Origin of the sequence: Nocardia sp. CA-120079 (genome assembly GCF_050955745.1) — a bacterium.
Taxonomy (GTDB): Bacteria; Actinomycetota; Actinomycetes; order Mycobacteriales; family Mycobacteriaceae; genus Nocardia.
The window spans coordinates 552,544-575,167 of record NZ_CP192088.1 but is presented as its reverse complement, the minus strand read 5'-3'; the positions used below and the strand labels follow the sequence as shown (position 1 = coordinate 575,167).

Genomic DNA, 22,624 nt, shown 5'->3' with positions numbered 1-22,624 from the left:
CGCACCGGCCACCGTGGCGGAGCCCACGGGTTTCACCCACAGACAGATCCTGACCATCATGAGCGGTCTGCTGCTCGGCATGCTGCTCGCGGCGCTGGACCAGACCATCGTCTCCACCGCGATCCGCACCATCGCCGACGATCTCGACGGCTATTCGATGCAGGCCTGGGCGACCACCGCCTACCTGATCACCGCGACGCTCGCGACGCCGCTGTACGGCAAGTTGTCCGATATGTTCGGCCGCAAGCCCTTCTTCATGGCGGCGATCTCGATCTTCGTGCTCGGTTCGCTGCTGTGCACGATGGCGCAGTCGATGTACGAGCTCGCGGCATTCCGCGCATTCCAGGGACTCGGCGCTGGCGGCCTGATGTCGCTGGCGCTGACCATCCTCGGCGATATCGTCAGCCCGCGCGAACGCGCCAAGTACCAGGGCTACTTCCTCGCGGTATTCGGTACCTCCAGCGTGATCGGCCCGGTGCTCGGCGGTGTGCTGGCCGGACAGGACAGCATCCTCGGGATCAGCGGCTGGCGCTGGGTCTTCCTCGTCAACGTGCCGATCGGCCTGATCGCGCTCGGCGTCGTCTCCAAGGTGCTCAAGCTGCCGAAGCGCCCGCATTCCACCGATCGGGTCGACTGGTGGGGTGTGCTCGTGCTGGCGATCGGACTGGTGCCGCTGCTGATCGTTGCCGAGCAGGGGCGCGAATGGGGTTGGGGCAGTGGACGATCCATCCTCTGCTATGTGATCGGCGTGCTCGGTGTCATCGGGTTCGTGCTGGTCGAGAAGACAATGAAGGATAAGGCGCTGATTCCGCTGCGGATGTTCGCCAATAAGACCTTCGCGCTCGGCGTGGTGATCTCGGTCGTGGTCGGCTCGGCGATGTTCGGCGGTATTTCGCTGCTGCCGCAGTACCTGCAGGTGGTGCGCGGATCCAGTCCGACGCTGGCGGGTCTGCAGATGCTGCCGATGGTGCTCGGGATGATGACCGGCTCGGTCGTATCCGGCCAGCTGATCTCGCGGACCGGTCGTTACCGGATCTTCCCGCTCATCGGCGCGACCACGTTGACGCTGGGCCTGTTCCTGCTGCACTTCGTGAATGCCGACAGCCCACTGTGGGTCGCGATGATCTTCATGGCCGCCACCGGATTCGGACTCGGCAATCTCATGCAGCCGCTCACCATAGCGGTGCAGAATGCGTTGCCGCCCAAGGATATGGGCGTCTCCACCGCCGCCGCGACGTTCTTCCGGCAGATCGGCGGCACGATGGGTGTCGCGGTATTCCTTTCGATCCTCTTCGCGCAGTTGACGCCGAATATCTCCACCGAGATGAAGTCCGCGGCCGCCGATCCGGCATTCCAGCATGCGGTGGTCGAGGCTGCGCAGAGCAGCAATCCGGCCGATGCCGCGCTCGCGAAAGGTCTGCTCACGCAGGATACTTCGGCCGCCGGCGGGGTGCTGAAGGACAGCTCGATCGTGCAGCAGCTCAGCCCGGAGCTGGCGCGGCCGTTCAAGGTCGGCTTCGCGGAATCGATGTCCACGGTGTTCCTGTCGGTGACCGGCATGGCACTGCTCGGGCTGCTCCTGGTGCTGTTCTGGAAGGAAGTGCCGCTGCGTACGGTCGGCGGTATCGAGGCGGCCAAGGGCGCGGTGGCGAACGGATCCGACGTTCTCGAGCACGCCGAGTTGTTGACCGGGGGCGGCGAAACCTCGAGTCCATCCGAGGGGAAGGTGGATGCCGTGGTGAGTTCGACGAACGGTGTCAAACCGCAATCAACGGGTGCCGCTGGTTCGGCGTGAATCCATCGGATGTGCCCGCGCCCGGTGCCGGTAGGTGCCGGGCGCGGGCATTCGGCTACCGACCTATTTCTCGCCGAGCGGAAGCGGATTCTCGCCGAACCGCGAGTTCGATTGCCGTCGTAGCACATTCGAAGGCTAGTTCTTCAACGCCCGAATCATCTGTACGAGCGTCTCCGCACCTGCTTGTATCGTTTGCTCGTCTCGGCCCACTAGTTCGAACTCGCCTCGCCAGCCGTCAATAGTTGCGGACAGCAGCGCGTATTGCGTCGGGGCGTTTGTGAACGGAGGTAAAGCCGGCTGGGACTCCGGGGTATCGGTGACGGAAACACCGTCAACCATCAAGGTGCGTGGAGTACCGGATCCGGCGGCAGCAGACGGCGTGACCGCAGGAGGAGCATAGAGGAATATATATCCAAGATATACCGAGTCCACAGTGTTGTAATCACACCCATTTGCGGCACCGATCTTCTCGGTCAATGGCTTTGTCGCAATGACGCCCACGCGAAGGTTTTCTTCATGATACTTCGCAGCATAGAACTGCTTCGGGAAGTCGCACAATTCCTGGAGCATGTGACTGCTTCTTTTGATTTCGCTGGGACTGTCTGTGTGCGATTTCGGCAACAGCCCGCAGCTCGAAAGAATAAGCGCAAGCATTACCAAAGGTATGGATCTCGGGTTCAGTCTATGGTTCATTCTGCCGCCGTCCACGCTGGAGTCGGATTATTGGCATCGAATTCGGTGGAGGCGCTTTGCGGCCAATGGTCGTTATATATCCCCTTCGGGTTGTTTATAGCGAACTTTATCTTATTAATACTTTCCACTTCGACTCTGAGGGCAGTTGTGAGGGTCGTCATGAACGTCACTACATTGTTGGTTGCAACCTTAAGTAGATCTATCGCATCCGAAATTCCCCAAGGCGTTTCGAAGAAGCTGGCTATCTTGGTCAAAGCTGCCGCGAAAGAAGCCAGGAAACCGGCCAATTGCCCGGCCACATCGGTGTAGTACTGCCACGCCGCGTTGGATACCGAAACGAGGCTTGTATTCAATGTGTCACAGATAGTCTTTACCGAGTCCATGGCAGTGTCTTGGAGCAGCCGCTTGTTGAGGTACCGATCAGCGGCCGTGCCTTTCCAGTAGCCGGTCAGGTTGCCGCTGTTCACCTCGTCGTTCTGTGCCTCTCCGATCTTGGACTTGAGTTGCAGCCATTCTCCGCTGGTTTGCAAAAAGGCGATAGGCGCTTTTGTTGCTTCGATGGCATCGGAGAGATCTTGGAGAAGATCCCGGATCTTCTTCTTTATCTCTTCCTTGTTATCGCTCATATAACCGGAGAAGTCATCCTTGGTGATTGCGCCATAAACTCCGCCAATTACTGCTCCCACGCCTGGAATGGGGATGATCGCACTACCCTCACTTGCGGCGGCTGCTATCGCGGCTGTATTGAACGCATCATCTACCTTGTCGGGCTGATTCTTTATTTCCTCGACTTTATCCGAGAAGGTCTGCAGCGCGTCGTTGATATCCTTCAGAGTCTTGTCGGCCCCCATTACTGCCCTCCGTCGAGCTTGATCAATGTGCCCGCGAACCTACTATCTTGCTCATAGTAGACATTGGCAACATGCATTAGTACAGAACCGATCGAGTGCGCCTCATTACTGCCCTCTGTAAGTCGATCGGACACATATTTTGCAGCTTCGACCTGCGCGTTCCATGCATCTTGAAATGCCGACCATTTGATTTCTTTGTGGCTATCTTTGATTGTGTCCGCCTGTGCTGCGGCCTGACTGAGTGCGCTGCTTGCATCCCGCCACGCGCTCGCGGCAGATCGTAAATGATCCAGGTCCACCTGGAAATTAGTCATCAGAGGTTCCCTGTCAGATAGTTCTTGTATTCTCGAAGTTCATTTTCGAGATCTTCGTCGTCACGATCAGCCCAAGATCCACTTTCGTGGAAGCGCGGCCGTTGTTGACGGATTCGGTTTGCGCACTCGACGATGTCGTACGCAATGTAAGATGGCTGCGTAGACGCCGCCCATCTGGCATCAATCGAAATACCGAGAACGCGAGAAAGATTCGCGGTCACGGTTACGGAAGGCATTCCGAAACTTGTCGTCGCCGCGGTTCCAATAAACTCCGTGTGCCCTCGAGCGGCCCGTTCGATCATCTCGAACTCTGCCAGCGATTGCGTGTCCAGCAACGTGATGATCTCGGCGCGACGGGACGGGCGGGCACTGAGCGCGCTGAAGTTTCCTGTAGCAATGATGTCCGCATCGCGTATCCACAGCGCTTTGTAGTAGCCGGTCATAGCGGCAGTCGAGAAGTCTCGTGCATCCAAGTGGCTGTGCAGGTTTCGGTTCACATCGACCTGGACAGGAAGGCGGCCGTCGTCGAGTGTAATCTCGAATAGCCCCACCCCGATCAAAGAATTATTCATGCTGTTATGCACTCCCCTTGCTATCGAATCTCTCGTACAGTCGAGCGCTGCTCGAGCGTCCGGTTGGCCGCGTGGACGACCTCGGTACCTGACTTCGCCAGCGCCGGTGGTGATCCCGCACTGCGAGGGAATGACAGACGCGGACGCGTCCTTATCAGTCCGGCGCATATAGGCCAACTGTTCCCCCTCATTTGATCTTCGACACCGATCCTATCGAGAAATCAACAGGCTAGCGCGGCGATCAGCTAGCTTCTGCTACATCGAGCTTGCGGCCGGGGAATCCCGTCGAACGTAGTCGAATGATGGTCGCCCACGGCCGAATTCGACCGCCATATCGCTACGCTCGTCGAGCGGCCTGAGCTCGACGGGCCGATAGGCGAATCGATCGGCAGCGAGACTGGGCTGTCCAGTTCTTGCGTCGCTGGTTGGTGTCGACCCGACGGACCCATACATGCTGACAGTGCATATGACGGGCGGTGAAAGCAATGATCTCGAAGTTGCGGAGGCCCGAGCAGCGGGGGTCAGTGGCGGGTGCGGAGGTATTCGTCGTGTTCGCGGTCTTCTTGGTGGTAACGCTGGGTGAGGGTGGTGAGGCGGTGGATTTCGGTGGCCATGGCTTGGGGGGCCATGGGTTTGGCGATTATGGGGTCGCCGGTTTTTACGTAGTAGCGGCCGTCGGGGTAATCCATCCACCAGAAGCCGCGGGCGGGAGTAGGGCGGGCGTCGAGGGCGGGGCCGAAGCAGATGGTTATTTCGCCGAAGGCGGAGCGGGGGCGCTGGAAGATGCGGTCCAGTTGGTCGATGGGACCGAGGTCGTGGGCGTGGCGGATGTGGCGGTCGCGGTCGGCGGCGATTTCCGCACGCCGGATCTCCAGCGGCGGGTGGGTGCCGGGGCCGCACGCGGGGAGTGCGATCACCGCATGCCGGGCGACTTGCTCTGCGGCGCAATAGGTTACGAGGACATCGCCGCCGGTTTCCGGATTCGGGCCGGGGAGTTGGCGCAGGGCGGCACCGGCTTGCGCGCGAACCGCGCCGTGGAACCGGTAGGTGTGCGATAGGTCGGTACCGTCGAACCCTTTCGACTCGACACGGACATCCGGCTCGAGCAGAACCTCGATGGCGCGTTCGAGTTCGGGCGAGTACTTCGCGAGCAGGGAACTGACGGCGGCTTCGCGGTGGCGCTTCAGCTCATCGAAGTCGGCGATGTCGGTCCGATAGTGCAGCGGATAGGGCAAGCGATCGCGACCGTATGCGGCCCAAAGCATTTCGAACTCCAGACCGCTGAGCCTGTGCGCACCCACCCCATCGCCTCCGTCGACTGCCATCCCGCTGTCCTTACCCACTCTGCCACCTTCACCGATTGCCATTCCCGCGCTTACCTACTCTGTCGGCTCCGCCGACCAGCCTCGCTCGGGCTGCCACCACGCATCGAACGCGGCCTTGCGGATTCACCTGCGCGGCAACGCTATAGATCGAGGGATGAGCCGGTGCGCACCTCGATGTGGAAGGTGTCACCCGCACCCATATCCAGTGATGAGGGCGTGGTCGAATTCGGGGTCAGCTCGTCTTGGCTGGGTTCCTTCAGGGGTGAGTCGGTGGTCTGCTCGGGTGGACTCGCGGGCGAGGTGCTCGTGGTATACGGACCGTGCGTCGACGTCGGCACGGTCGTGTCGTCGATCGAAGTGGGCGTCGGCGTTGTCGACGGTGCCACATACGGCGCGTGCTGCGGCGAAGAATCATCGGTCGACGTGCCGGCGGTAAAGGTCGTGCCTCCAGGCGACGGGCTCACATACGGCGCGTGCTGCGGGGTTGTCGTGTCCGACGTGTTGGTCTGTTGCGAACCATCGTGCAGCGCCTTGTAATTGCGCGCCGGCCCGAACGCAGTGGTGGTGAGCTGCTCGGCCAACTTCTTCGTATCGGTGCTATTGAACCCGAGCTTGTTCAGCGCCCCCTGGATCGCCCCATCCAGTGCCCCACGCTCACCCGATTCGACCAGCCGATCGACGTCGTAACCGTCACGCGTACCCATCTCGATCCCGATAGTCTGTCGCAGGAATTCCATTGCGGTACTTGTCAATGCGCCGGTAGCCGCCTTGATCACGGTCTGGGTGAGGATCTGCTGGATCAGCTTGCGCAGCGCCTGGGTGATGGCGGTGCGAATCGCGACCTGCATCGCCGCCGCCTCGGCGGTACTCGCGCCGAGAGTCGGCACCGCTGCCGCGGCGGCGGCCGCCAACTGAATGGCGGTGTAGATCAGCATCGAGATGATGTACAGCTTGATGGCCAGAATCAGCGATGCGTAGATCCGCAGCGCCAGGGCGATATCGCGGAGCAGATCGGTAAGCGTCTCGACCGCCTGCATCGTCTGCTGCCGATAGCGCTCGATCGCGTCGTGGGTCTCGCCCTCGATATGGCTGAGTGCCTCTTGGAATTTGGTATCGATCTTGCCGGAGTACTTCTCCAGCGTATTCGCCATCGCCTCGGCCTTGTTGCCCAAACTGAACAGCTTGGTCTCATCCGCCTTCGGCCAGCGATAGACGACGACCGCCGCCACCGGCTCCAGCGCCGCTGGTATCTGCAATCCCATGCGGCTACCCCTTGCCGTTCTCGTCGAGCAGGCCGGTGATCTTCTCGACGGCCGACTCGAAGTCCCCATCGGTCGTCGTCACGGCGTCCGCGACGGCGGTGAAACGCTTTTGGACCGATCCGAGCAGACCGATCACACCGTCGAGCATCTCGGTCGCATCCTCGACAGGGCCCAGGAAGTTCTGCAGGAAGGCCTGTCCGAATTCGTCATCGCCGATGCCGTCGCCGTCCTCGCTCAGCGCGCTGGTGAATTCCGCCACCTCGGCGGCGAATTCGGTGCCCAGCGATCCGATTTCGGTCGCGATCGAACGGAACTGCTCCGGATCGAGCCGGAAGTTGCTGTTGCCCATGACCTACCAGCCCTTCCAATGCGGGCCCTCGTCGTCCGGATCCTCGTCCAGCCGCCGAGGGAACTCGATCTGCGGCTCCGGTTCGGGCTCCGGCGGAGGCGGCGGCAGGATATTTCCGTCGGGCCGGGCGACCGTCGGCAGTTCGCCGAACGGATCCTCGGGCAGCCCGACCTCCGATACCGCCGCAAGCACCGGCGCCAGGCGCGCGTCGAGCTGCTCCTTGGCGGCCCGGGCCGCGGCCTGCGCCGCCTCGGTCATCGCCGCACCGAGCCGCTCCGGACTCGAGCGCTTGAACGCCTCCGGCGCCACCCACACATCCAGCGCAATCCCCGCCGAATTCGCAGTCACCCGAACCAGCTGATCCTGGGACCAGCCCTGCACTGTCAGGTTGGCCAGCTCGGATTTCGCCGCGCCGAACTGCTCTAGCTGCCGCTCGTAGACATCGGTCATCTGGTCGACTCGGCCGCGCATCCCGTCCGTCCAGGATTGGAGCGCGTCCCGCTCTGCCGAATTCATTCAGCCGCCTTTCCGTTCCCCCGCCCCGGCCGGACGAGTGCCATCACATCTCTAGACGCAAGGGCTGGAGCGGCGGTTCCGCGGTACCGCAAATTGTTTGGTGAATTCTTCAGAGCCAAATCTGCACGCCGGCGGATCATGCCAACCTGGCCGAATCCGCCGCCGAGGCTCCGCGCACGTTCGTCCGCTGCGCATTAATTCATCGGTCCTCGGACCGCGTCAGCCCAATGCCGGGTGGCAGCTACGACTGAGCGGATGGCTCAGATCAGCCGATCGAGCAGGGCGCGGCGCCGTCGTCGGTTTCGGGGTGGGCGAAGGGGCGGGTCTCCGGTGTCGGGTTCCAAAGTCCGTCGGTACTGGCGTAATCCCACGACGCACCCTTGTCGACGAGAGTAGCGATGGCCTCGACCAGCCGATCCACATCGGCGGAGCTGGTGCCGAGGCCGATGCTGGCACGCAGCGCACCGTCGAGGCCGAGCCGCTCGAGCAGCGGGTGGGCGCAGAAGCGGCCGTCGCGAATGCCGATGCCGTGTTCGGCGGAGAGATAGGCCGCGACGTGTCCGGGGACGAATCCGTCCAGGGTGAAGGCGACGATGCCGACGGTGTCGGGGCTGTCGTCCCAGATGCGCAGCAGGTTGACGCCCGGAATCGCGGACAGCCCGGCGCGCAGGCGATCGGCGAGCAGTCGCTCATGCGCGGCAAGGGTTTTCGGATCGATCGCGCACAGCGCCTCACATGCGGCGGCGAGTGCGGCCGCGCCCAGGACATTCGGCGAACCGCCCTCGTGACGCTGCGGCGCCGATGCCCATTCCGCGCTGGTGGTGGTGACCTCGCGGACCGCCCCGCCGCCCGCCAGATACGGTTCGGCGGCATCGAGCCAATCCCGGCGTCCGACAAGCACTCCCGCGCCGAACGGTGCGTAGAGCTTGTGACCCGAGCAGGCAAGGTAGTCGATTCCGGTGGCGCGCAGGCTGATTCGACGATGCGGTGCCAATTGCGCGGCATCGACCAGTATCCGCGCACCGCACTGATGCGCGATGGTGGCCAGACGCTCGAGCGGCAGCACCTCGCCGGTCACATTGGACGCACCGGTGACCGCGAGCAATGCCGCAGGCTTACTGCACAATTCGGCGATCAGCTGACGGATCGTCTCCTCGACGGTCGCCGCCGCCTTGACGACGCGACGACCGTGCCGGGTCCAGGGCAGGAGGTTCGCATGATGTTCGATATCCAGTACCACGGTGTCGCCGGGCACACAGGCGGCGAGCAGATTCAGCGAATCGGTGGTGTTGCGGGTGAACACCACGACCTGGTCGTCGGCGGCGTCGAGGAAGCGGGCGACCGAGCCGCGCGCGGCCTCGTAGCACTCGGTGGAGATCCGCGAGGCGTAACCGGCACCGCGGTGCACGCTCGCGTAGAACGGCAGCAACTGCTGCACGCGGTCGGCGACCTGCGCCAATGCCGGTGCGCTAGCGGCGTAGTCGAAGTTCGCGTAGGTGGTCGTTCCGCCCTGTACCAGCGGCACCTGGAGGTCGTCGCCGGAAACCCGGGCGAGGGCGGCACAGGGGGACGGCAGTCGGCGTGGGTAAACACAGCTCTGCTCGATTACAGCGGTCATCACAAAATCCCATCGGCTGTGGGACCCGAAATCAGGTGATCATCCGAGTCCGCGCTTGCCGCACCCGGTCGGGCTGCGGCCCGGTCGTCACCCGGAGCACCCCACCGCGGAGGAGGGTTGCCGACCAGCTAGCCGGGGCTTGACGCTGGTACTCATGACCTGAACCGAGATTGGCAGATACCACGCCGCCCTGTCAACCTGTCCGTTGCCGCATATACATGCAGTCGAATAAATAACCTTGCAATGCCGACCGATGTGGGCTCTGATCGAGAGGTGACGCTTTCCCTGCTGCTCAGCTTTATCGGCCTGTGCATTCTGCTGTCGATCACGCCCGGCCCGGATTCGTTCCTGGTGCTGCGCTTCTCGATCGTGGACGCGCGACCCGGCATTGCCGCGGCGATCGGCTCGGCATTGGGCGGGATCGGGTGGGCGGTGGTGGTCGCGGCAGGTGTCGCCGCGCTGCTGGAACAGTCCGCGACGGCCTACCGAACGCTCAAGGTCATCGGCGGAATCTATCTGGTGTACTTGGGAATTCGCGCGCTGATCGATCACCGCAAGCAGCGCAGGGCGGGCACCGCCGCGGCGGCCGGACAGTCGGCCGCCCAGGCTCCCGCCTCGATCCGCTCGGCATTCGCCGCGGGCGTGGTGTCGTGCATGTTCAACCCGAAGGTCGGGCTGTTCTACCTGGCGGTACTGCCGCAATTCCTCACCGATGTCACATTTCTGAACACCCTCGCCCTTGGTGCCATCGAATGCTGCATTGCCGCCGTCGAGATGATCCTGCTCGCCATGCTGGCGTCACGAGCGGTTGCCATGTTGCGCCGCCCACGGGTTCGCGATCGGCTCGAACAGATCAGCGCGGCCGTACTCGCCGCGCTCGGCATCGGCACGGCCGCGTCTGCCGCGTAATCCGAAATGCGCCCGGCCGGTCGCCACCGACCAGACGCAAAGTGTTACCGGTTCTGCTGAATCTCCTTGCGCCACAACAATAGTGATGCGATCAACGAGATGACCGACGCGGCCGTGAGCCACCAGAACGCCTGCCGGAACCCGGCATCCACCAACAATCCCGCAGCAGCCGCGCGATACAGCACCACCGCGAGCAGCGCCGCTCCGATCGACCCGCCGACCCGCTGCAGAATATTCACGAACGATGCCGCATCCGGCAGCTGCTCGGGCCGCGCCGCGGCATAGGCCGCGGCGACGATCGGCACCCCGGTCAATCCGGTCGCAACCCCGCGGATCAACAGAAGTACCTGCACGACAACGGGATTCATCGATGCATCGCCGAACGCGAACGGCACGGTGACCGCGGCTGTCACCGCACTGCCGACCACCGCGACCACTCCCCCGCCGTACCGGTCGGTCAAGCGGCCGCCGACGGGCAGCGCGATGATGCCGCCGATCCCGAAGGACATGAGCAGCAGACCCGTCGCGATGAGATCGTCGCGGTGCAGCACTTGAAAGTACAACGGCAACAACAGCATTGCCCCGAACAGCGACGCACCGGCGAAGAAGTTCGCCACATTCGCCGTCGCGAATACCGGATGCCGGAACAGTCCGACATCGAGCAGGCTCGCGCCGCCGCCGCGCACCGACCGCACCACGAACACCCCGAGCGCCAACACCCCGACCACCACCGACACCCACACCGTCGGCGCGGAAACGCTACCGCGACTGCCGAATTCACCCAGTCCGTAGACCAGCGCCGACAGCCCGACCGCGATCAATGCGAATCCGGTGGCATCGAATCGACCGCCGTTGCCCGACGCCTGCGCCCGCGGTAACAACCGACGCCCCAGGACGAACGCCACCAGCCCGAACGGGATATTGATCAGGAACAACCACTCCCAATCCAGGTTCGCCAGCATGACGCCGCCGATGGTCGGTCCGATCGCGGGCGCGGCGACCACCGCGATGCCGACGACACTCATCACCCGGCCCAACCGATGCGGACCCGCGACCTGCCCGAGCAGCGTCTGCCCGGCGGGCACCAATAGCCCCGCGGCCAGACCCTGCGCGATCCGAAAACCGATGAGCCAGCCGATATTCGGAGCCAGCGCGCACAGTGCCGAGGTCACCGTGAATCCGGCGAGCGCGGTCAACCAGACCCGGTCCATTCCGAATTGCCGCCCGAGCCAACCGCACAGCGGCAGCGTGACGGCGAGTGCGAGCAGATAACCGCTCGCGATCCACTGGGCACTGTCCAGTGCGGCACCGAGATCCGTCGCGATGGAGTTCAGCCCGATATTCACCAGCGACGTGTCCAACATGCTCATGACGGCGCCGAAGACCACTACACCGGCCACCCGCCAGACCGGCGCGGGAATGGGTTCGAGTGCGGGCGCGGTGGCGGCCGTTCGAGTATCCGACATGGGATCCTCCGCTATTTGTAGACAACCTAGATTGCGGAGGTTATCAACAATCTGGCCCATCAACAATAGATATGATTACCGAATGCCCGCTGACCCCATTCACCCCCGCGGCCTGCTCCGCTTCCCGACGTACGCGCTCGGCAAGCTGCACAAGGCCGTACACGCCGAAATGGGCACGTCGTTGCGAGAACACTGGGTACTGGTCTGTCTGGAGGAATTCGACGACCTGTCCCAGCAGCAGGTGTCCACCGCGCTCGGCATCGACCGCAGCGAGGTGGTCCGGCTGATCGACGGCCTCGAGGAGTCCGGTTTCGTCATCCGCACCCGCGATTCGACGGACCGGCGCAAATACCGGCTGTCCATCACCCAGGCCGGACGCGCCGAGCGCCGCAAGACCGACGAACTCATTGAAGAGGCCGCCGAACGGGTGCTGTACCGCCTCGACGAGGACGAGCGACAGACCCTGCACCGCCTTGCGCTGAAAGCACTGGGCGAAGAACTCTGACCGATACCGCAGGTACCGTAGACAGTTGGTCAGCATGGCGTTTGCCCACTGGTAACCCTGCTGTGAAACAACAACGAGGAAGCGCAAGGCAGGTCAATGAGAGGTGGGCAGGACGTGATGCTGCGGCCGCAGGTCGACACGGCGGCGGGCACAGACCCGACCGACGGGCTCCGCCTCCCCGACCCCTTGCTACGCGCCGCACTCGCACCGCAGGCCAGGACCCTGGTCGACATCCTGAACAGCACCGCGCAAGCGCACCCGGAGGCGCCCGCGATCGATGACGGCCGCGTAGTGCTCAGCTACACCGAATTGCTGGCCGAAATCGACACCGGAGTCGTGCGCTTGACCGCGGCGGGAGTGCGTCCCGGCGACCGCGTCGGCGTGCGGATGCCATCCGGCACACATGAGCTTTACGTCACTATTCTGGCGATTCTTTTTGCCGGTGCCGCTTACGTCCCGGTGGACGCCGACGATCCGGACGAGCGCGCCCGGCTCGTCTTCGGTGAGGCCCGCGTCACCGCGATCGTGACCGCGGTAGGCATCGAGCCGACGGCCGTAGAACGGCCGGCGCCCGCTGACGGCTCGAGCGTTCGCCCCACCCCCGGCGACGACGCGTGGATCATCTTCACCTCCGGATCCACCGGAACCCCGAAGGGCGTCGCGGTCACCCACCGCAATGCCGCCGCCTTCGTCGACGCGGAGGCGCGCCTGTTCCTGCCGGATGCCCCGATCGGCCCGGACGACCGGGTTCTCGCCGGACTCTCGGTCGCCTTCGACGCCTCCTGCGAGGAAATGTGGCTGGCCTGGCGCAACGGCGCGTGTCTTGTGCCCGCGCCGCGCGCCCTGGTCCGCACCGGCGCGGATCTCGGTCCCTGGCTGGTGCGCCGCGAAATCAGCATCGTCTCGACGGTTCCCACACTCGCCGCGACCTGGCCGGCCGAGGCGCTCGACCCGGTCCGACTGCTGATCTTCGGCGGTGAGGCGGTGCCACCCGAACTCGCCGAACGCCTTGCCGGAAACCCCGCGGCGCGAGCGACGGGCCCGGAGGAACCTAGCGGGGGCCGTCAGGGCGGTACTCCGCAAGGAGTGCGCGCGCACGCAGGGCCCCGCGAACGCCGCAAATCAGACACAGATTCCGAACGCGAGGTCTGGAATACCTACGGCCCCACCGAAGCAACCGTGGTCGCCTGTGCGGCGCTGCTCGACGGCGGCTTCCCGGTCCGGATCGGACTACCGCTGGACGGCTGGGATCTTGCCGTCGTCGATGCCGCCGGAAATCCGGTGGACGAGGGCGAATCCGGCGAACTCGTGATCGGCGGCGTCGGCCTGGCCCGCTACCTCGATCCGGCCAAGGATGCCGAAAAGTACGCTCCGCTACCGTCACTCGGCTGGGAGCGCGCCTACCGCAGCGGCGACCTGGTTCGCAAGGACAGCGCGGGTCTGGTCTTTCTCGGCCGCGCCGACGATCAGATCAAACTCGGCGGCCGCCGCATCGAACTCGGCGAACTCGACAACGCCCTACAGCACCTACCCGGCGTCACCGGTGCCGCGGCCGCCATCCGAACCACCAAGGCGGGCAATAAGATCCTGGTCGGCTACCTGACCGGCACCGGACCCGATTTCGACCTCGCGGCCGCCAGAGCCCAACTCGCCGAACAACTTCCGGCCCCGCTGGTCCCCCGGCTCGCCATCGTCGCCGACCTGCCCACCCGTACCTCGGGCAAGGTCGATCGCGACGCACTGCCGTGGCCGCTGCCGAACACAACCGAAACCGCGACCGGCGATCTCACCGAAACCGAGCAATGGATTGCCGGACTGTGGGATTCGATACTCGGCGCCGAGGTCACCGGTCCGGATACCGACTTCTTCGATCTCGGCGGTGGCTCGCTGTCGGCGGCGCAACTGGTCACCGCACTGCGCGAACGTTATCCGCAGATCACCGTCGCCGATCTCTACGACCATCCTCGCCTCGGCGCACTGGCCGAACTGCTCGACGAGACCGCGCCGAGCGCCTCCGTCGAGGAACGCATCGTGCGCCCGACGCCGCTGCGCGCCCAGTGGACCCAGGTGCTGGCCACCATCCCGCTCACGACCCTCACCGGACTGCAGTGGCTCACCTGGTTGGCCATTGTCGGCAATATCGCGGGCTGGTCCGGCTCGCTGCCGTGGTTGCCGCATCTGTCCTGGTGGTGGACGCTGGCCGCCTTCCTGCTGTTCATCTCGCCGCCCGGTCGCATGGTGATCTGCGCGACCGGCGCTCGGATTCTGCTGCGCGGCGTGCGGCCCGGCAGTTATGCCCGCGGCGGATCGGAGCACCTGCGACTGTGGGCGGCGGTGCGGCTCTCGGAGGCCAGCGGCGCCGAAAGTCTCTCCGGCGCACCGTGGATGGTGCCGTTCGCACGGGCGCTCGGCGCGAAGATCGGCACAGGCGTCGATCTGCACACCCTGCCGCCGGTCACCGGCATGCTCGAACTCGGCGACGGGTGCAGTGTGGAGCCCGAGGTCGACCTGTCCGGCTATTGGATCGACGGCGATGTGGTGCACATCGGACCGATCACCATCGGTGCGGGCGCGGTGATCGGCGCCCGCTCGATCCTGTTGCCCGGCAGCAAAATCGGTAAGAATGCCGAGATCGCGGCCGGATCCTCGGTATCGGGCAGGGTGAAGGCCGAACAGGAGTGGGCAGGCTCGCCCGCCACGAAAGTCGGTAAGGCCCAGCATCGTTGGCCGTCGCATACTCCGGCGCGGGCCGCGCACTGGGTCGCGATTTTCGGCGTGACCTCGATGGCATTGGCGGCCATGCCCATTCTCGGTCTGGCCACCGGCGGCGCATTCATCGCCTGGTTCATCCGCGACGCCCGCACACTCGCGGGTGCGCTCGGCAAGGGTTTCGCCATCCTGCCCGTCGCAACGCTGCTGAGCCTCGCCGTGTACGCGGTGGCCACGGTCATCGCGGTCCGGCTGCTCAGCATCGGACTCACCGAGGGCCATCATCCCGTGCGCAGCCGGGTCGGCTGGCAGGCCTGGGCCACCGAGCGGCTGCTGGATTCGGCGCGCACCTTCCTGTTCCCGCTCTACGCAAGCTTGCTGACCCCACCGTGGCTGCGTCTGCTCGGCGCGAAGATCGGTAAGAGCGTCGAGGCGTCCACGGTGCTGCTGCTGCCGAAATTCACCACGGTCGCCGACGGCGCGTTCCTCGCCGACGACACCATGATCGCCAGCTACGAACTCGGCGGCGGCTGGCTGCACATCGGCGACGCGAAGGTCGGCAAGCGCGCCTTCCTCGGCAATTCCGGTATGACCGCACCCGGTCGACGGGTGCCGAAAAACGGGCTGGTCGCCGTGCTTTCGGCCGCACCCTCCAAGGCTAAGGCGGGTTCGTCCTGGCTCGGCAGCCCACCGGTGCGACTGCGGCGCGCCTCCGAAAGCGGCGATACCGAACGCACCTTCGATCCGCCGCTGCGGCTGAAGGTGTTCCGCGGCATAGTCGAGACCTGCCGGCTCGTCCCGGTGCTCGTGAGCTTCGCCATCGGCCTCGGGGTGCTGTTCACGCTGGCCTGGATCGCGGAATCGGCCGGCTACCTGGTCGCCGGACTGCTCTGCGGTTTTGTCCTGATGGCCGCCGGTGCCATCGCGGGGGCCAGTGCGGTCACCGCGAAGTGGTTACTGGTCGGGCGAATTCGCGCCGAGGAGCATCCGCTGTGGAGTTCGTTCGTGTGGCGCAACGAGGTTGCCGACACCTTCGTCGAAACCGTCGCCGCGCCGTGGTTCGCGCGCGCCGCGACCGGTACACCCGTACTGAATCTGTGGCTTCGTGGACTCGGCGCGAAGATCGGACGCGGGGTATGGTGCGAGTCCTATTGGCTACCGGAGGCGGACCTGGTGACACTCGGTGACGGCGCGACCGTGGAACGCGGCTGTGTGGTGCAGACCCACCTCTTCCACGATCGAATCATGGCCATGGACACCGTCACCCTCGACGCGGGCGCCACCCTCGGTCCGCACTGCGTCGCCCTGCCCGCCGCGGGCATCGGCGCGGGCGCGACCGTCGGCCCCGCCTCGCTGGTCATGCGCGGTGACACCGTGCCGCCGTCCACCCGCTGGTGGGGCAATCCGATCGCGCCGTGGTCGAGTGCGGCGCCGAGCCTCAGCGAGGCGGGAGCGACCTCCTGATGGCGGGCAAGTACTACGAAGAGCCCGTCGACGAATACCTACCGCAGAACGGAAATTGGGGCTACCGGGTATCGCGGTACGAACTCGAGATCACTTATAAGGTCGCCAGTAATCGCATGGCAGGCCGAGCTCGGATTATCGCGGTGACCGACGCCGTCCGCGACCGTTTCGCGCTCGACCTGTCCCAGTCGCTCACCGTGTCCAAGGTGCTCGTCAACGGCACCAAGGCCGCGAAATACTCCCACCAGCACGGCAAGCTCGTCATCACGCCGCAGCACCGCATCCCCACGGGTGGGCTGCTCGAGCTGGTCATCCAATACGCCGGGCTGCCGAAGCCGGTGCGCGGGCCGTGGGGCGAGGTGGGCTGGGAGGAACTGACCGAGGGCGCGCTGGTGGCCAGCCAGCCCAACGGCGCCGCGTCCTGGTTCCCCTGCGACGACCACCCGAGTTCCAAAGCCAGCTACCGGATTTCGATCACCACCGACACCCCGTACTACGCGCTCGCCAACGGCACCTTGATGCGCAAGCAGACCAAGGCCAGCCAGACCACCTGGGTTTACGAACAGTCCGAGCCGATGTCGACCTATCTGGCCACCATCCAGATCGGGCAGTACCGGAAACACCGGATCGGCAGCCCGCGCGGTTCGGTACCGATGCAGGCGGTGATCCCGCCGCGACTGCGCGCAAATTTCGAACACGATTTCGAGCGCCAGCCGCAGATGATGGAGCTGTTCACCGAGAAGTTCGGCCCGTATCCGTTCGAGGCGTACACCGTCGTGATCACCGATGACGATCTCGAGATCCCGATCGAGGCCCAGGGCATCTCCGTCTTCGGCGCCAACCACTGCGACGGCCGCCGCGGCGCGGAACGCCTTGTCGCACACGAACTCGCGCACCAGTGGTTCGGCAACAGCCTCACCATCTGGCAGTGGCGTGACATCTGGCTACACGAAGGCTTCGCCTGTTACGCCGAATGGATCTGGTCCGAAGCCGCGGGCGGGCCCACCGCGGACCAATTGGCCCGCGCCGCCCGGCACAACCTGTCCCGCGAACCGCAGGACATCATCATCGGCGACCCCGGCCCGCGACGTATGTTCGACGACCGCGTGTACAAACGCGGCGCACTTACCCTGCATACGCTGCGCCTGGAACTCGGCGAACTCGCCTTCTGGGATCTGCTGCGCGAGTGGACGATCCGCTACCGGCACGGCTCGGTCACCACGGAGGAATTCACCGATCTGGCGGGCCACTACAGTCTGGTGCCGCTGCGGCCGCTCTGGGATGCGTGGCTGCTCGGTGAGCCGCTGCCGCAACTGCCGCCCTCCGGCGGGCAGGTCGATACGAAATCGCGCTGAAGCGCCGTCAGAAGACCAAGTAGCGGGCGGCCAATTCCTCGACCAACGGATCGTCATCGGCGACGCTGTTCAGCGTATCGAGATCGGACTCGACCGAGATCAAGCGCGGATCATCCTGTTCGGAGTCGGGCGTGCCGTCCTCGGCGAGCTGGCGCAATAGCTTCGCCCGCACGCGTTCCTTCAGCGAATCACTCATATACGAAGCCTGCCTGAAAACCGCTAGACGGGGGTGAGCCAGGCCCCCCACGGCGTATTTCGCAACACCGTATAGCTGATGAGCAGCGCGAAGAACACCCACATCGTGGTGCGACCGATCCGAGGTAGTCGCATCCGCTCACCGCGCCAGGCACGGATCGACCAGTCACCGATCCACAACACGAAGGCCAGCACCAGCGGCAGTACGAGCAGATTGCTGTGTACCGCATCGAGAATTCGGCCGTCGGTCAGATTGTGCATGCCCCGCATGCCGCCGCAGCCGGGGCAATACAAGCCCGTCAGTGCGTAGACCGGGCAGATTCCATAGGAGCCTTCGCCGTGCGGATCCCGGAAATGCAGCAGGACCGCGGCACCGACCCCGACGCCCGCCGCCACCAGCGGCCACCCCATGGCGCGCAGGCCGCTGCGCCTCGGCTGTTCCGCCACCGCTTCCTGGTGTGCGACCGGTACCGCATGACTCATCTCCACAAGCACCAACGGTAGCCGCGGCCGCCCCACAGCCGCCACAGCTCGTGCCGGCTATTCGGGTTGGGCGAACCGCAATGTATTGCGAACGGATCGGGCCGAAATCATCGCAGCAGCTACCGACATGATCGATTCGGTCCGGCGTTTCCGCAGCTAGAGTAGAATTTCGCGACGTGGATGCCGCTGGTGTTACCCGGCTCGACGGATTCGGGGTCAGCGCGGCTCGCAGGCTCGAATTCGGGCATGTGGGCCACTGGTACGCACCCCCGGACAGCGATTTCTCCGGCTCGGTCGCGGTCGAAATAGACCCCGGAGACGGTTCGTCCGTTGTCGTTTTCGTGCGCGCCCCCAACCGCCGCGACATCCCCGGTGATTTCCATCCGGACGACCAGGTCTGCCTGGTGATGCCCGAGGATATCGCCGATTTCCTGACCACCGGCTGACCGCCGCCCCTTTGTCGGGATCCGCGCCGCAGAACCGGGCCGTCCCGAGAACGAGTGCGCGATTGTGGGGTGAGACAGGGGGATCGGGGGCAGGACAGGGTGGACGACGGGGGTAACGGCTGCCTCGGGCACAGGCGATATCCAGGAAGAAGAGCTCGTGCCCGATGTTTCTTCAGGCAAGACTATTGGCCGACCTAATTTCGGGTATCCATCCGATAGAACCAGGATTTCCGCCACTGGAGCGCTAGCAGTAGCAAGCACTCAGCTTGCACTGTACTGTGGCGGCAGACACAAAGGAGTGCTCGAATGCTGGTCAAGTCGATGAGGACGCTGGCGGAAGTGCGCGGAGACGAACCGTTGACCGCCGCCTACCGTGCTGGACTACGGTCGCGGACATACCGGACCGCGTCGCTCAACAAGCCCGCCGCCACACCCGAGATCATCCCGGTCACCACCGGGGACGGGGCCAAGCTCAGGGTCCATGCCTACGGTCCCGCCGACGGCGATGTCATCGTCTTGATCCACGGCTGGAGCTGCTGCATCGAGTACTGGAATCCGCAGATCAATGCCTTCGCCGACCGCTACCGGGTGCTCGCCTACGATCAGCGCGGCCACGGCGCGAGCACCCTCGGGAGCATCGGCCCGGGCGCGCAGACACTGGCCGACGACCTCGAAGCTGTGCTCGAGGCCGCTCTCCCGCCCGGCAAGCGCGCCGTCCTCGTCGGCCACAGCATGGGTGGAATCACCCTGCAGGCGTGGGCATCTCGCTATCCGGAACAGGTCACTCGCCGCGCCGCCGCGGTCGTCATGGCCAATACCGCGGCCAGCGACATCCGGTACGAAACCGATCTGCTGCCGCTGTTCAACAAGCCGCTCATGGTGGCCGAGCGCCCGGTGACCGTACTCGGCGCCAGCGTCCGCGTCCCGCTCATCCTCGCGGAAACCGCACTCGCCGCGCCGATTCCGCTGCCGGGCGGGTGGCCGGTCAGCGCGGTGTTCAAGGCCCGCGTCATGTCCAAGCCCGCCACCCGTGACGAGGTGGACTTCGCGCTCGGCATCGTCCGCTCGTGTCGCCCGCTCACACGCGGCCTGCACGCCGCCGCTCTCGCCGATCTGGACCTGGGTGATGCCGCGAAGCACCTGACGGTGCCGACCACGGTCATCGCGGGCGCCGAAGACCACCTGCTGCCCGAGCGCATGTCCCGCCCGGTCGTCGAGGCTCTCTCCAAGGCAGGTCACCTTGCCGACTACCAGGTCTGGCCCACCGGCCACCTGGGCAATATCGAGGCCGCGGACCGCTTCAACACCCTGCTCGCGGACGTGGTCCAGCGCGCCAACCCACGCAGCGCCGCGGCGGGCTGACCCGGACCTCTGCTGGGGCTGGTCGACGGCGCCCGGCCCCAGCATCTGCGCCCTATCGACCACGGCCACCCGCTGCACCGGCATCCACGAGCAAACCTTCGACGAGGTGCGCGCCGCGACGGGAACTACTTACCGATCGGATGTTGTCGCAGGAAATGGCGGACGACGGCGTCGAACGCCTTCGGCGCCTCGAGATTGCAGCAGTGGCCGACACCGGGAATCACGACCAACTGCGAGCCGGGGATACTCGCGTGCAATCCCTCGGCGATGCGCAGCGGCGCTCGCTCGTCGAGCTCGCCGTTGAGGATCAGCGTTGGGACGGCGATGGTGGGTAGCACGTCGCGCAGGTCGGCCTCCGCGAATGCCGAAAGTATCGCGACCATGCCGCTCGGTCGCGAATCGGACATGATCGCCAGCATCTCGTCGATCCACTCCCGCGGTATCGGTGTGGCGAAAAATGTCGGGAGGTAGGACTCGGCCCACTCGGCCGGTGGCCGCTGGGTCTGCTCCCGTATCCGCCGCACGCGCTCGTCCACCACATCCGCGGGCAGCGATCCCGCCCACCCGGCGTATGCGCCGACGAGGAGCAACGAGCGCGGCACATCAGGGTGGCGGTGATACAGCTCGATGGCCAGGCCGCCACCGAACGACAGCCCGAGCACATGCGGATGTTCGATCCCGAGTTCTCGAATCAATCCCGCCAGTGTGTCGGCGTAGTAGCCGAGACGCGCACCCTCCGGCGGATCGCCGGACCTGCCGCAGCCAGGTGCGTCCCAGGCAATGACCGTGTACTCATCGGCGAGCGACTCCAACTGCAGCCGCCACGATCGGCTGTCCTCCCATCCGCCGTGGAGCAACATCAGCGGTGGACCGGCACCCACCATCCGGTAGGCGATCGACTGCCCATCGACCTCGATCCGAGCTGAATCGGCCACAACCTTCATCGCGATCAGCCCGGCCTGATATTGGCGTTGCGGTGGAAAACATTCTCGGGGTCGTACTCGGTCTTGATATCGGCCAGCTTCGCGTATTTGGCGGGTCCATAGGATGCGCGTACCCGGTCCTCGCCCGCCTCCGCCATGAAGTTGACATACCCGCCCTGGTTGGAGGCGAAGGGGCACAGCGCTTCCCAGGTCGAGCGCACCCACGCCCTGTCGGCGGCCAATATCTCGGCGTCAGGGGCGGCAGCTTCGATATTGCATACGTAGTGTGCCGAGCGCGCGCCGCCGAATGCGGTGTCGTCCTCGCCGACGGCGGTGAAGGCACCATCGAGTACGAAGATCGGCATGAACGAGAGCGGCGATGTCTTCTGCCCCGCCCGCTCGGTCAGAATCGCGATCACGTAGTCGGAGAAGTCGTCGAGATCGAGCGCCTTCTCATATCCGTGAATGCCCCATGGCACCGCGACATCGAGCATCGACTGCAATCCGGTAAAGGGTATCGGGGCAATGAATTCGAAGAGCGGGGCGAGCGCGCTGCGGATCGGCGCCACCATCTCGGCATGTTCTTCGGCAGTGCCGTAGCCGGCGACGATGAGGGCATGACCGGGCACGAAGTGGTACTGCTGCGGCACGAAAGGCTCCGGCGGCGCGGATAGAGCGACACCGACCAGCACTCCCGACCTGGGCGGCATCGTCGGTATGAACGCACGAATCAGATGTAGCGCGGCATCCCCATCCGTCAGCGGCCAGAAGAAGAATCCGACGTGCACTTCGGGCCCGATCCGATGCGTGCGGTATTCGAATTCGGTGACGATTCCGAAATTTCCGCCACCACCACGCAACGCCCAGAACAGGTCCGGATGCTCACTGGCGGACGCCCGCACGATCCGGCTATCGGCAAGAACGACCTGTGCCGAAACGAGATTGTCGATCGACAGTCCGGCTACGCGGGTCAACCAACCCATGCCACCGCCCAGGGTGAGGCCACCCACGCCGGTATCGCTGATCACGCCGCCGGGCACCGCCAGCCCGTATGCCTGGGTCGCGGCATCCATATCCGCCATCGTCGCGCCGCCGCCGACCAAAGCTCTCCCGGCCATCGGGTCCACCACGACGCGATTCATCACCCCGAGATTGATCATCAGGCCGCCGTCACAGACCGCCGTGCCGCTGTAGGCGTGCGCACCGCCGCGCACGGCTACCTCGAAGTCGTGTTCTCTCGCGAAAGCCAAGGCCGCGGCCACGTCCTCGGGGGAAAGGCACTGGGCGATCACCGCGGGTCTCCGGTCGATGGCCCCGTTCCAGATGGCACGGGCATGGTCATAACCCGCGTCGTCAGGAGCGAATACCGGCCCGCCGATCGCGGATCTCAGTGCTCTGAAGTCGAAACTCATTGTTTGGGTCATGGCATTTCTCCAGCCACCGGTCCCCGACCACTCGTGGAAGAGCGGGTCACGCTGTCCGCGTCGCCGACTCTTGCTGCGGCACCGACAC

Annotated in this window: 21 protein-coding genes and 1 riboswitch; of the genes, 7 read left to right on the top strand and 14 right to left on the bottom strand. The window is 64.9% G+C overall.

Features of this window, described 5'->3' with window-relative positions; translation table 11 throughout:
• Positions 1 to 58 precede the first annotated feature (58 nt).
• Positions 59 to 1,795, top strand: a complete 1,737-nt coding sequence (locus ACQPYR_RS02655) for an MDR family MFS transporter (RefSeq protein ID WP_433634986.1) — start codon at positions 59 to 61, stop codon at positions 1,793 to 1,795.
• A 135-nt stretch (positions 1,796 to 1,930) separates the two neighbouring features.
• Here the strand turns inward: ACQPYR_RS02655 and ACQPYR_RS02650 are convergent, their stop codons facing one another.
• The 9 genes from ACQPYR_RS02650 to ACQPYR_RS02610 all read right to left on the bottom strand — a co-directional run bounded on the left by ACQPYR_RS02650 (position 1,931) and on the right by ACQPYR_RS02610 (position 9,295).
• A complete protein-coding gene (locus ACQPYR_RS02650) occupies positions 1,931 to 2,365 on the bottom strand; it encodes a hypothetical protein (protein ID WP_433627181.1) in 435 nt (144 codons plus the stop codon).
• Between the two features lie 119 nt (positions 2,366 to 2,484).
• On the bottom strand, positions 2,485 to 3,339 hold the full coding sequence (locus tag ACQPYR_RS02645; protein ID WP_433627179.1) for a hypothetical protein: 855 nt from the start codon (positions 3,337 to 3,339) through the stop codon (positions 2,485 to 2,487).
• On the bottom strand, positions 3,339 to 3,653 hold the full coding sequence (locus tag ACQPYR_RS02640) for a hypothetical protein (protein WP_433627177.1): 315 nt from the start codon (positions 3,651 to 3,653) through the stop codon (positions 3,339 to 3,341). The genes ACQPYR_RS02645 and ACQPYR_RS02640 overlap by 1 nt, the downstream gene beginning before the upstream one ends.
• The gene (locus tag ACQPYR_RS02635; RefSeq protein WP_433627175.1) at positions 3,653 to 4,225 is read right to left on the bottom strand and encodes a hypothetical protein; all 573 of its coding nucleotides are present in this window, start codon (positions 4,223 to 4,225) and stop codon (positions 3,653 to 3,655) included. The genes ACQPYR_RS02640 and ACQPYR_RS02635 overlap by 1 nt, the downstream gene beginning before the upstream one ends.
• A gap of 521 nt (positions 4,226 to 4,746) precedes the next feature.
• Entirely contained in the window at positions 4,747 to 5,550 is an 804-nt protein-coding gene (locus ACQPYR_RS02630; RefSeq protein WP_433627172.1) for an ESX secretion-associated protein EspG, read from the bottom strand.
• Between the two features lie 140 nt (positions 5,551 to 5,690).
• Positions 5,691 to 6,812 carry a hypothetical protein gene (locus tag ACQPYR_RS02625; RefSeq protein WP_433627170.1) on the bottom strand — a complete coding sequence of 374 codons (1,122 nt, stop codon included), beginning with the start codon at positions 6,810 to 6,812 and terminating at the stop codon, positions 5,691 to 5,693.
• A 4-nt stretch (positions 6,813 to 6,816) separates the two neighbouring features.
• Entirely contained in the window at positions 6,817 to 7,161 is a 345-nt protein-coding gene (locus ACQPYR_RS02620; RefSeq protein ID WP_433627167.1) for a hypothetical protein, read from the bottom strand.
• 3 nt (positions 7,162 to 7,164) lie between these two features.
• The gene (locus ACQPYR_RS02615) at positions 7,165 to 7,677 is read right to left on the bottom strand and encodes a YbaB/EbfC family nucleoid-associated protein (protein ID WP_433627164.1); all 513 of its coding nucleotides are present in this window, start codon (positions 7,675 to 7,677) and stop codon (positions 7,165 to 7,167) included.
• Between the two features lie 265 nt (positions 7,678 to 7,942).
• A complete protein-coding gene (locus tag ACQPYR_RS02610) occupies positions 7,943 to 9,295 on the bottom strand; it encodes an aminotransferase class V-fold PLP-dependent enzyme (RefSeq protein ID WP_433627161.1) in 1,353 nt (450 codons plus the stop codon).
• A 46-nt stretch (positions 9,296 to 9,341) separates the two neighbouring features.
• Positions 9,342 to 9,455: riboswitch (SAM riboswitch) on the bottom strand.
• A 113-nt stretch (positions 9,456 to 9,568) separates the two neighbouring features.
• Between ACQPYR_RS02610 and ACQPYR_RS02605 the strand changes: the two genes are divergently transcribed.
• Complete coding sequence (locus tag ACQPYR_RS02605; RefSeq protein ID WP_433627158.1) at positions 9,569 to 10,204, top strand: LysE family translocator; 636 nt, start codon at positions 9,569 to 9,571, stop codon at positions 10,202 to 10,204.
• Positions 10,205 to 10,248: 44 nt separating this feature from the next.
• On the opposite strand, the gene ACQPYR_RS02600 is transcribed toward ACQPYR_RS02605, so the two are convergent.
• Positions 10,249 to 11,670 carry a DHA2 family efflux MFS transporter permease subunit gene (locus ACQPYR_RS02600; RefSeq protein WP_433627155.1) on the bottom strand — a complete coding sequence of 474 codons (1,422 nt, stop codon included), beginning with the start codon at positions 11,668 to 11,670 and terminating at the stop codon, positions 10,249 to 10,251.
• An 82-nt stretch (positions 11,671 to 11,752) separates the two neighbouring features.
• Here ACQPYR_RS02600 and ACQPYR_RS02595 point away from each other — a divergent pair, with 82 nt between their 5' ends.
• The 3 genes from ACQPYR_RS02595 (at position 11,753) to ACQPYR_RS02585 (ending at position 17,703) form a co-directional block, all read left to right on the top strand.
• A complete protein-coding gene (locus ACQPYR_RS02595) occupies positions 11,753 to 12,175 on the top strand; it encodes a MarR family winged helix-turn-helix transcriptional regulator (RefSeq protein WP_433627153.1) in 423 nt (140 codons plus the stop codon).
• Positions 12,176 to 12,292: 117 nt separating this feature from the next.
• Entirely contained in the window at positions 12,293 to 16,348 is a 4,056-nt protein-coding gene (locus tag ACQPYR_RS02590; protein ID WP_433634985.1) for a Pls/PosA family non-ribosomal peptide synthetase, read from the top strand.
• On the top strand, positions 16,348 to 17,703 hold the full coding sequence (locus ACQPYR_RS02585; RefSeq protein ID WP_433627151.1) for a M1 family metallopeptidase: 1,356 nt from the start codon (positions 16,348 to 16,350) through the stop codon (positions 17,701 to 17,703). The genes ACQPYR_RS02590 and ACQPYR_RS02585 overlap by 1 nt, the downstream gene beginning before the upstream one ends.
• 7 nt (positions 17,704 to 17,710) lie before the next feature.
• Here the strand turns inward: ACQPYR_RS02585 and ACQPYR_RS02580 are convergent, their stop codons facing one another.
• Positions 17,711 to 17,899, bottom strand: a complete 189-nt coding sequence (locus tag ACQPYR_RS02580; RefSeq protein WP_433627149.1) for a hypothetical protein — start codon at positions 17,897 to 17,899, stop codon at positions 17,711 to 17,713.
• 23 nt (positions 17,900 to 17,922) lie between these two features.
• Positions 17,923 to 18,381, bottom strand: coding sequence for a DUF2752 domain-containing protein (locus tag ACQPYR_RS02575; RefSeq protein ID WP_433634984.1), 459 nt, complete (start codon positions 18,379 to 18,381; stop codon positions 17,923 to 17,925).
• A gap of 176 nt (positions 18,382 to 18,557) precedes the next feature.
• On the opposite strand from ACQPYR_RS02575, the gene ACQPYR_RS02570 reads away from it, so the two are divergent.
• Complete coding sequence (locus tag ACQPYR_RS02570) at positions 18,558 to 18,827, top strand: hypothetical protein (RefSeq protein WP_433627147.1); 270 nt, start codon at positions 18,558 to 18,560, stop codon at positions 18,825 to 18,827.
• A 306-nt stretch (positions 18,828 to 19,133) separates the two neighbouring features.
• Positions 19,134 to 20,189 carry an alpha/beta fold hydrolase gene (locus ACQPYR_RS02565; protein WP_433627145.1) on the top strand — a complete coding sequence of 352 codons (1,056 nt, stop codon included), beginning with the start codon at positions 19,134 to 19,136 and terminating at the stop codon, positions 20,187 to 20,189.
• 125 nt (positions 20,190 to 20,314) lie between these two features.
• Here the strand turns inward: ACQPYR_RS02565 and ACQPYR_RS02560 are convergent, their stop codons facing one another.
• On the bottom strand, positions 20,315 to 21,124 hold the full coding sequence (locus ACQPYR_RS02560; protein ID WP_433627143.1) for an alpha/beta fold hydrolase: 810 nt from the start codon (positions 21,122 to 21,124) through the stop codon (positions 20,315 to 20,317).
• A 14-nt stretch (positions 21,125 to 21,138) separates the two neighbouring features.
• Complete coding sequence (locus tag ACQPYR_RS02555) at positions 21,139 to 22,536, bottom strand: FAD-binding oxidoreductase (protein WP_433627141.1); 1,398 nt, start codon at positions 22,534 to 22,536, stop codon at positions 21,139 to 21,141.
• Positions 22,537 to 22,624: the final 88 nt, after the last annotated feature.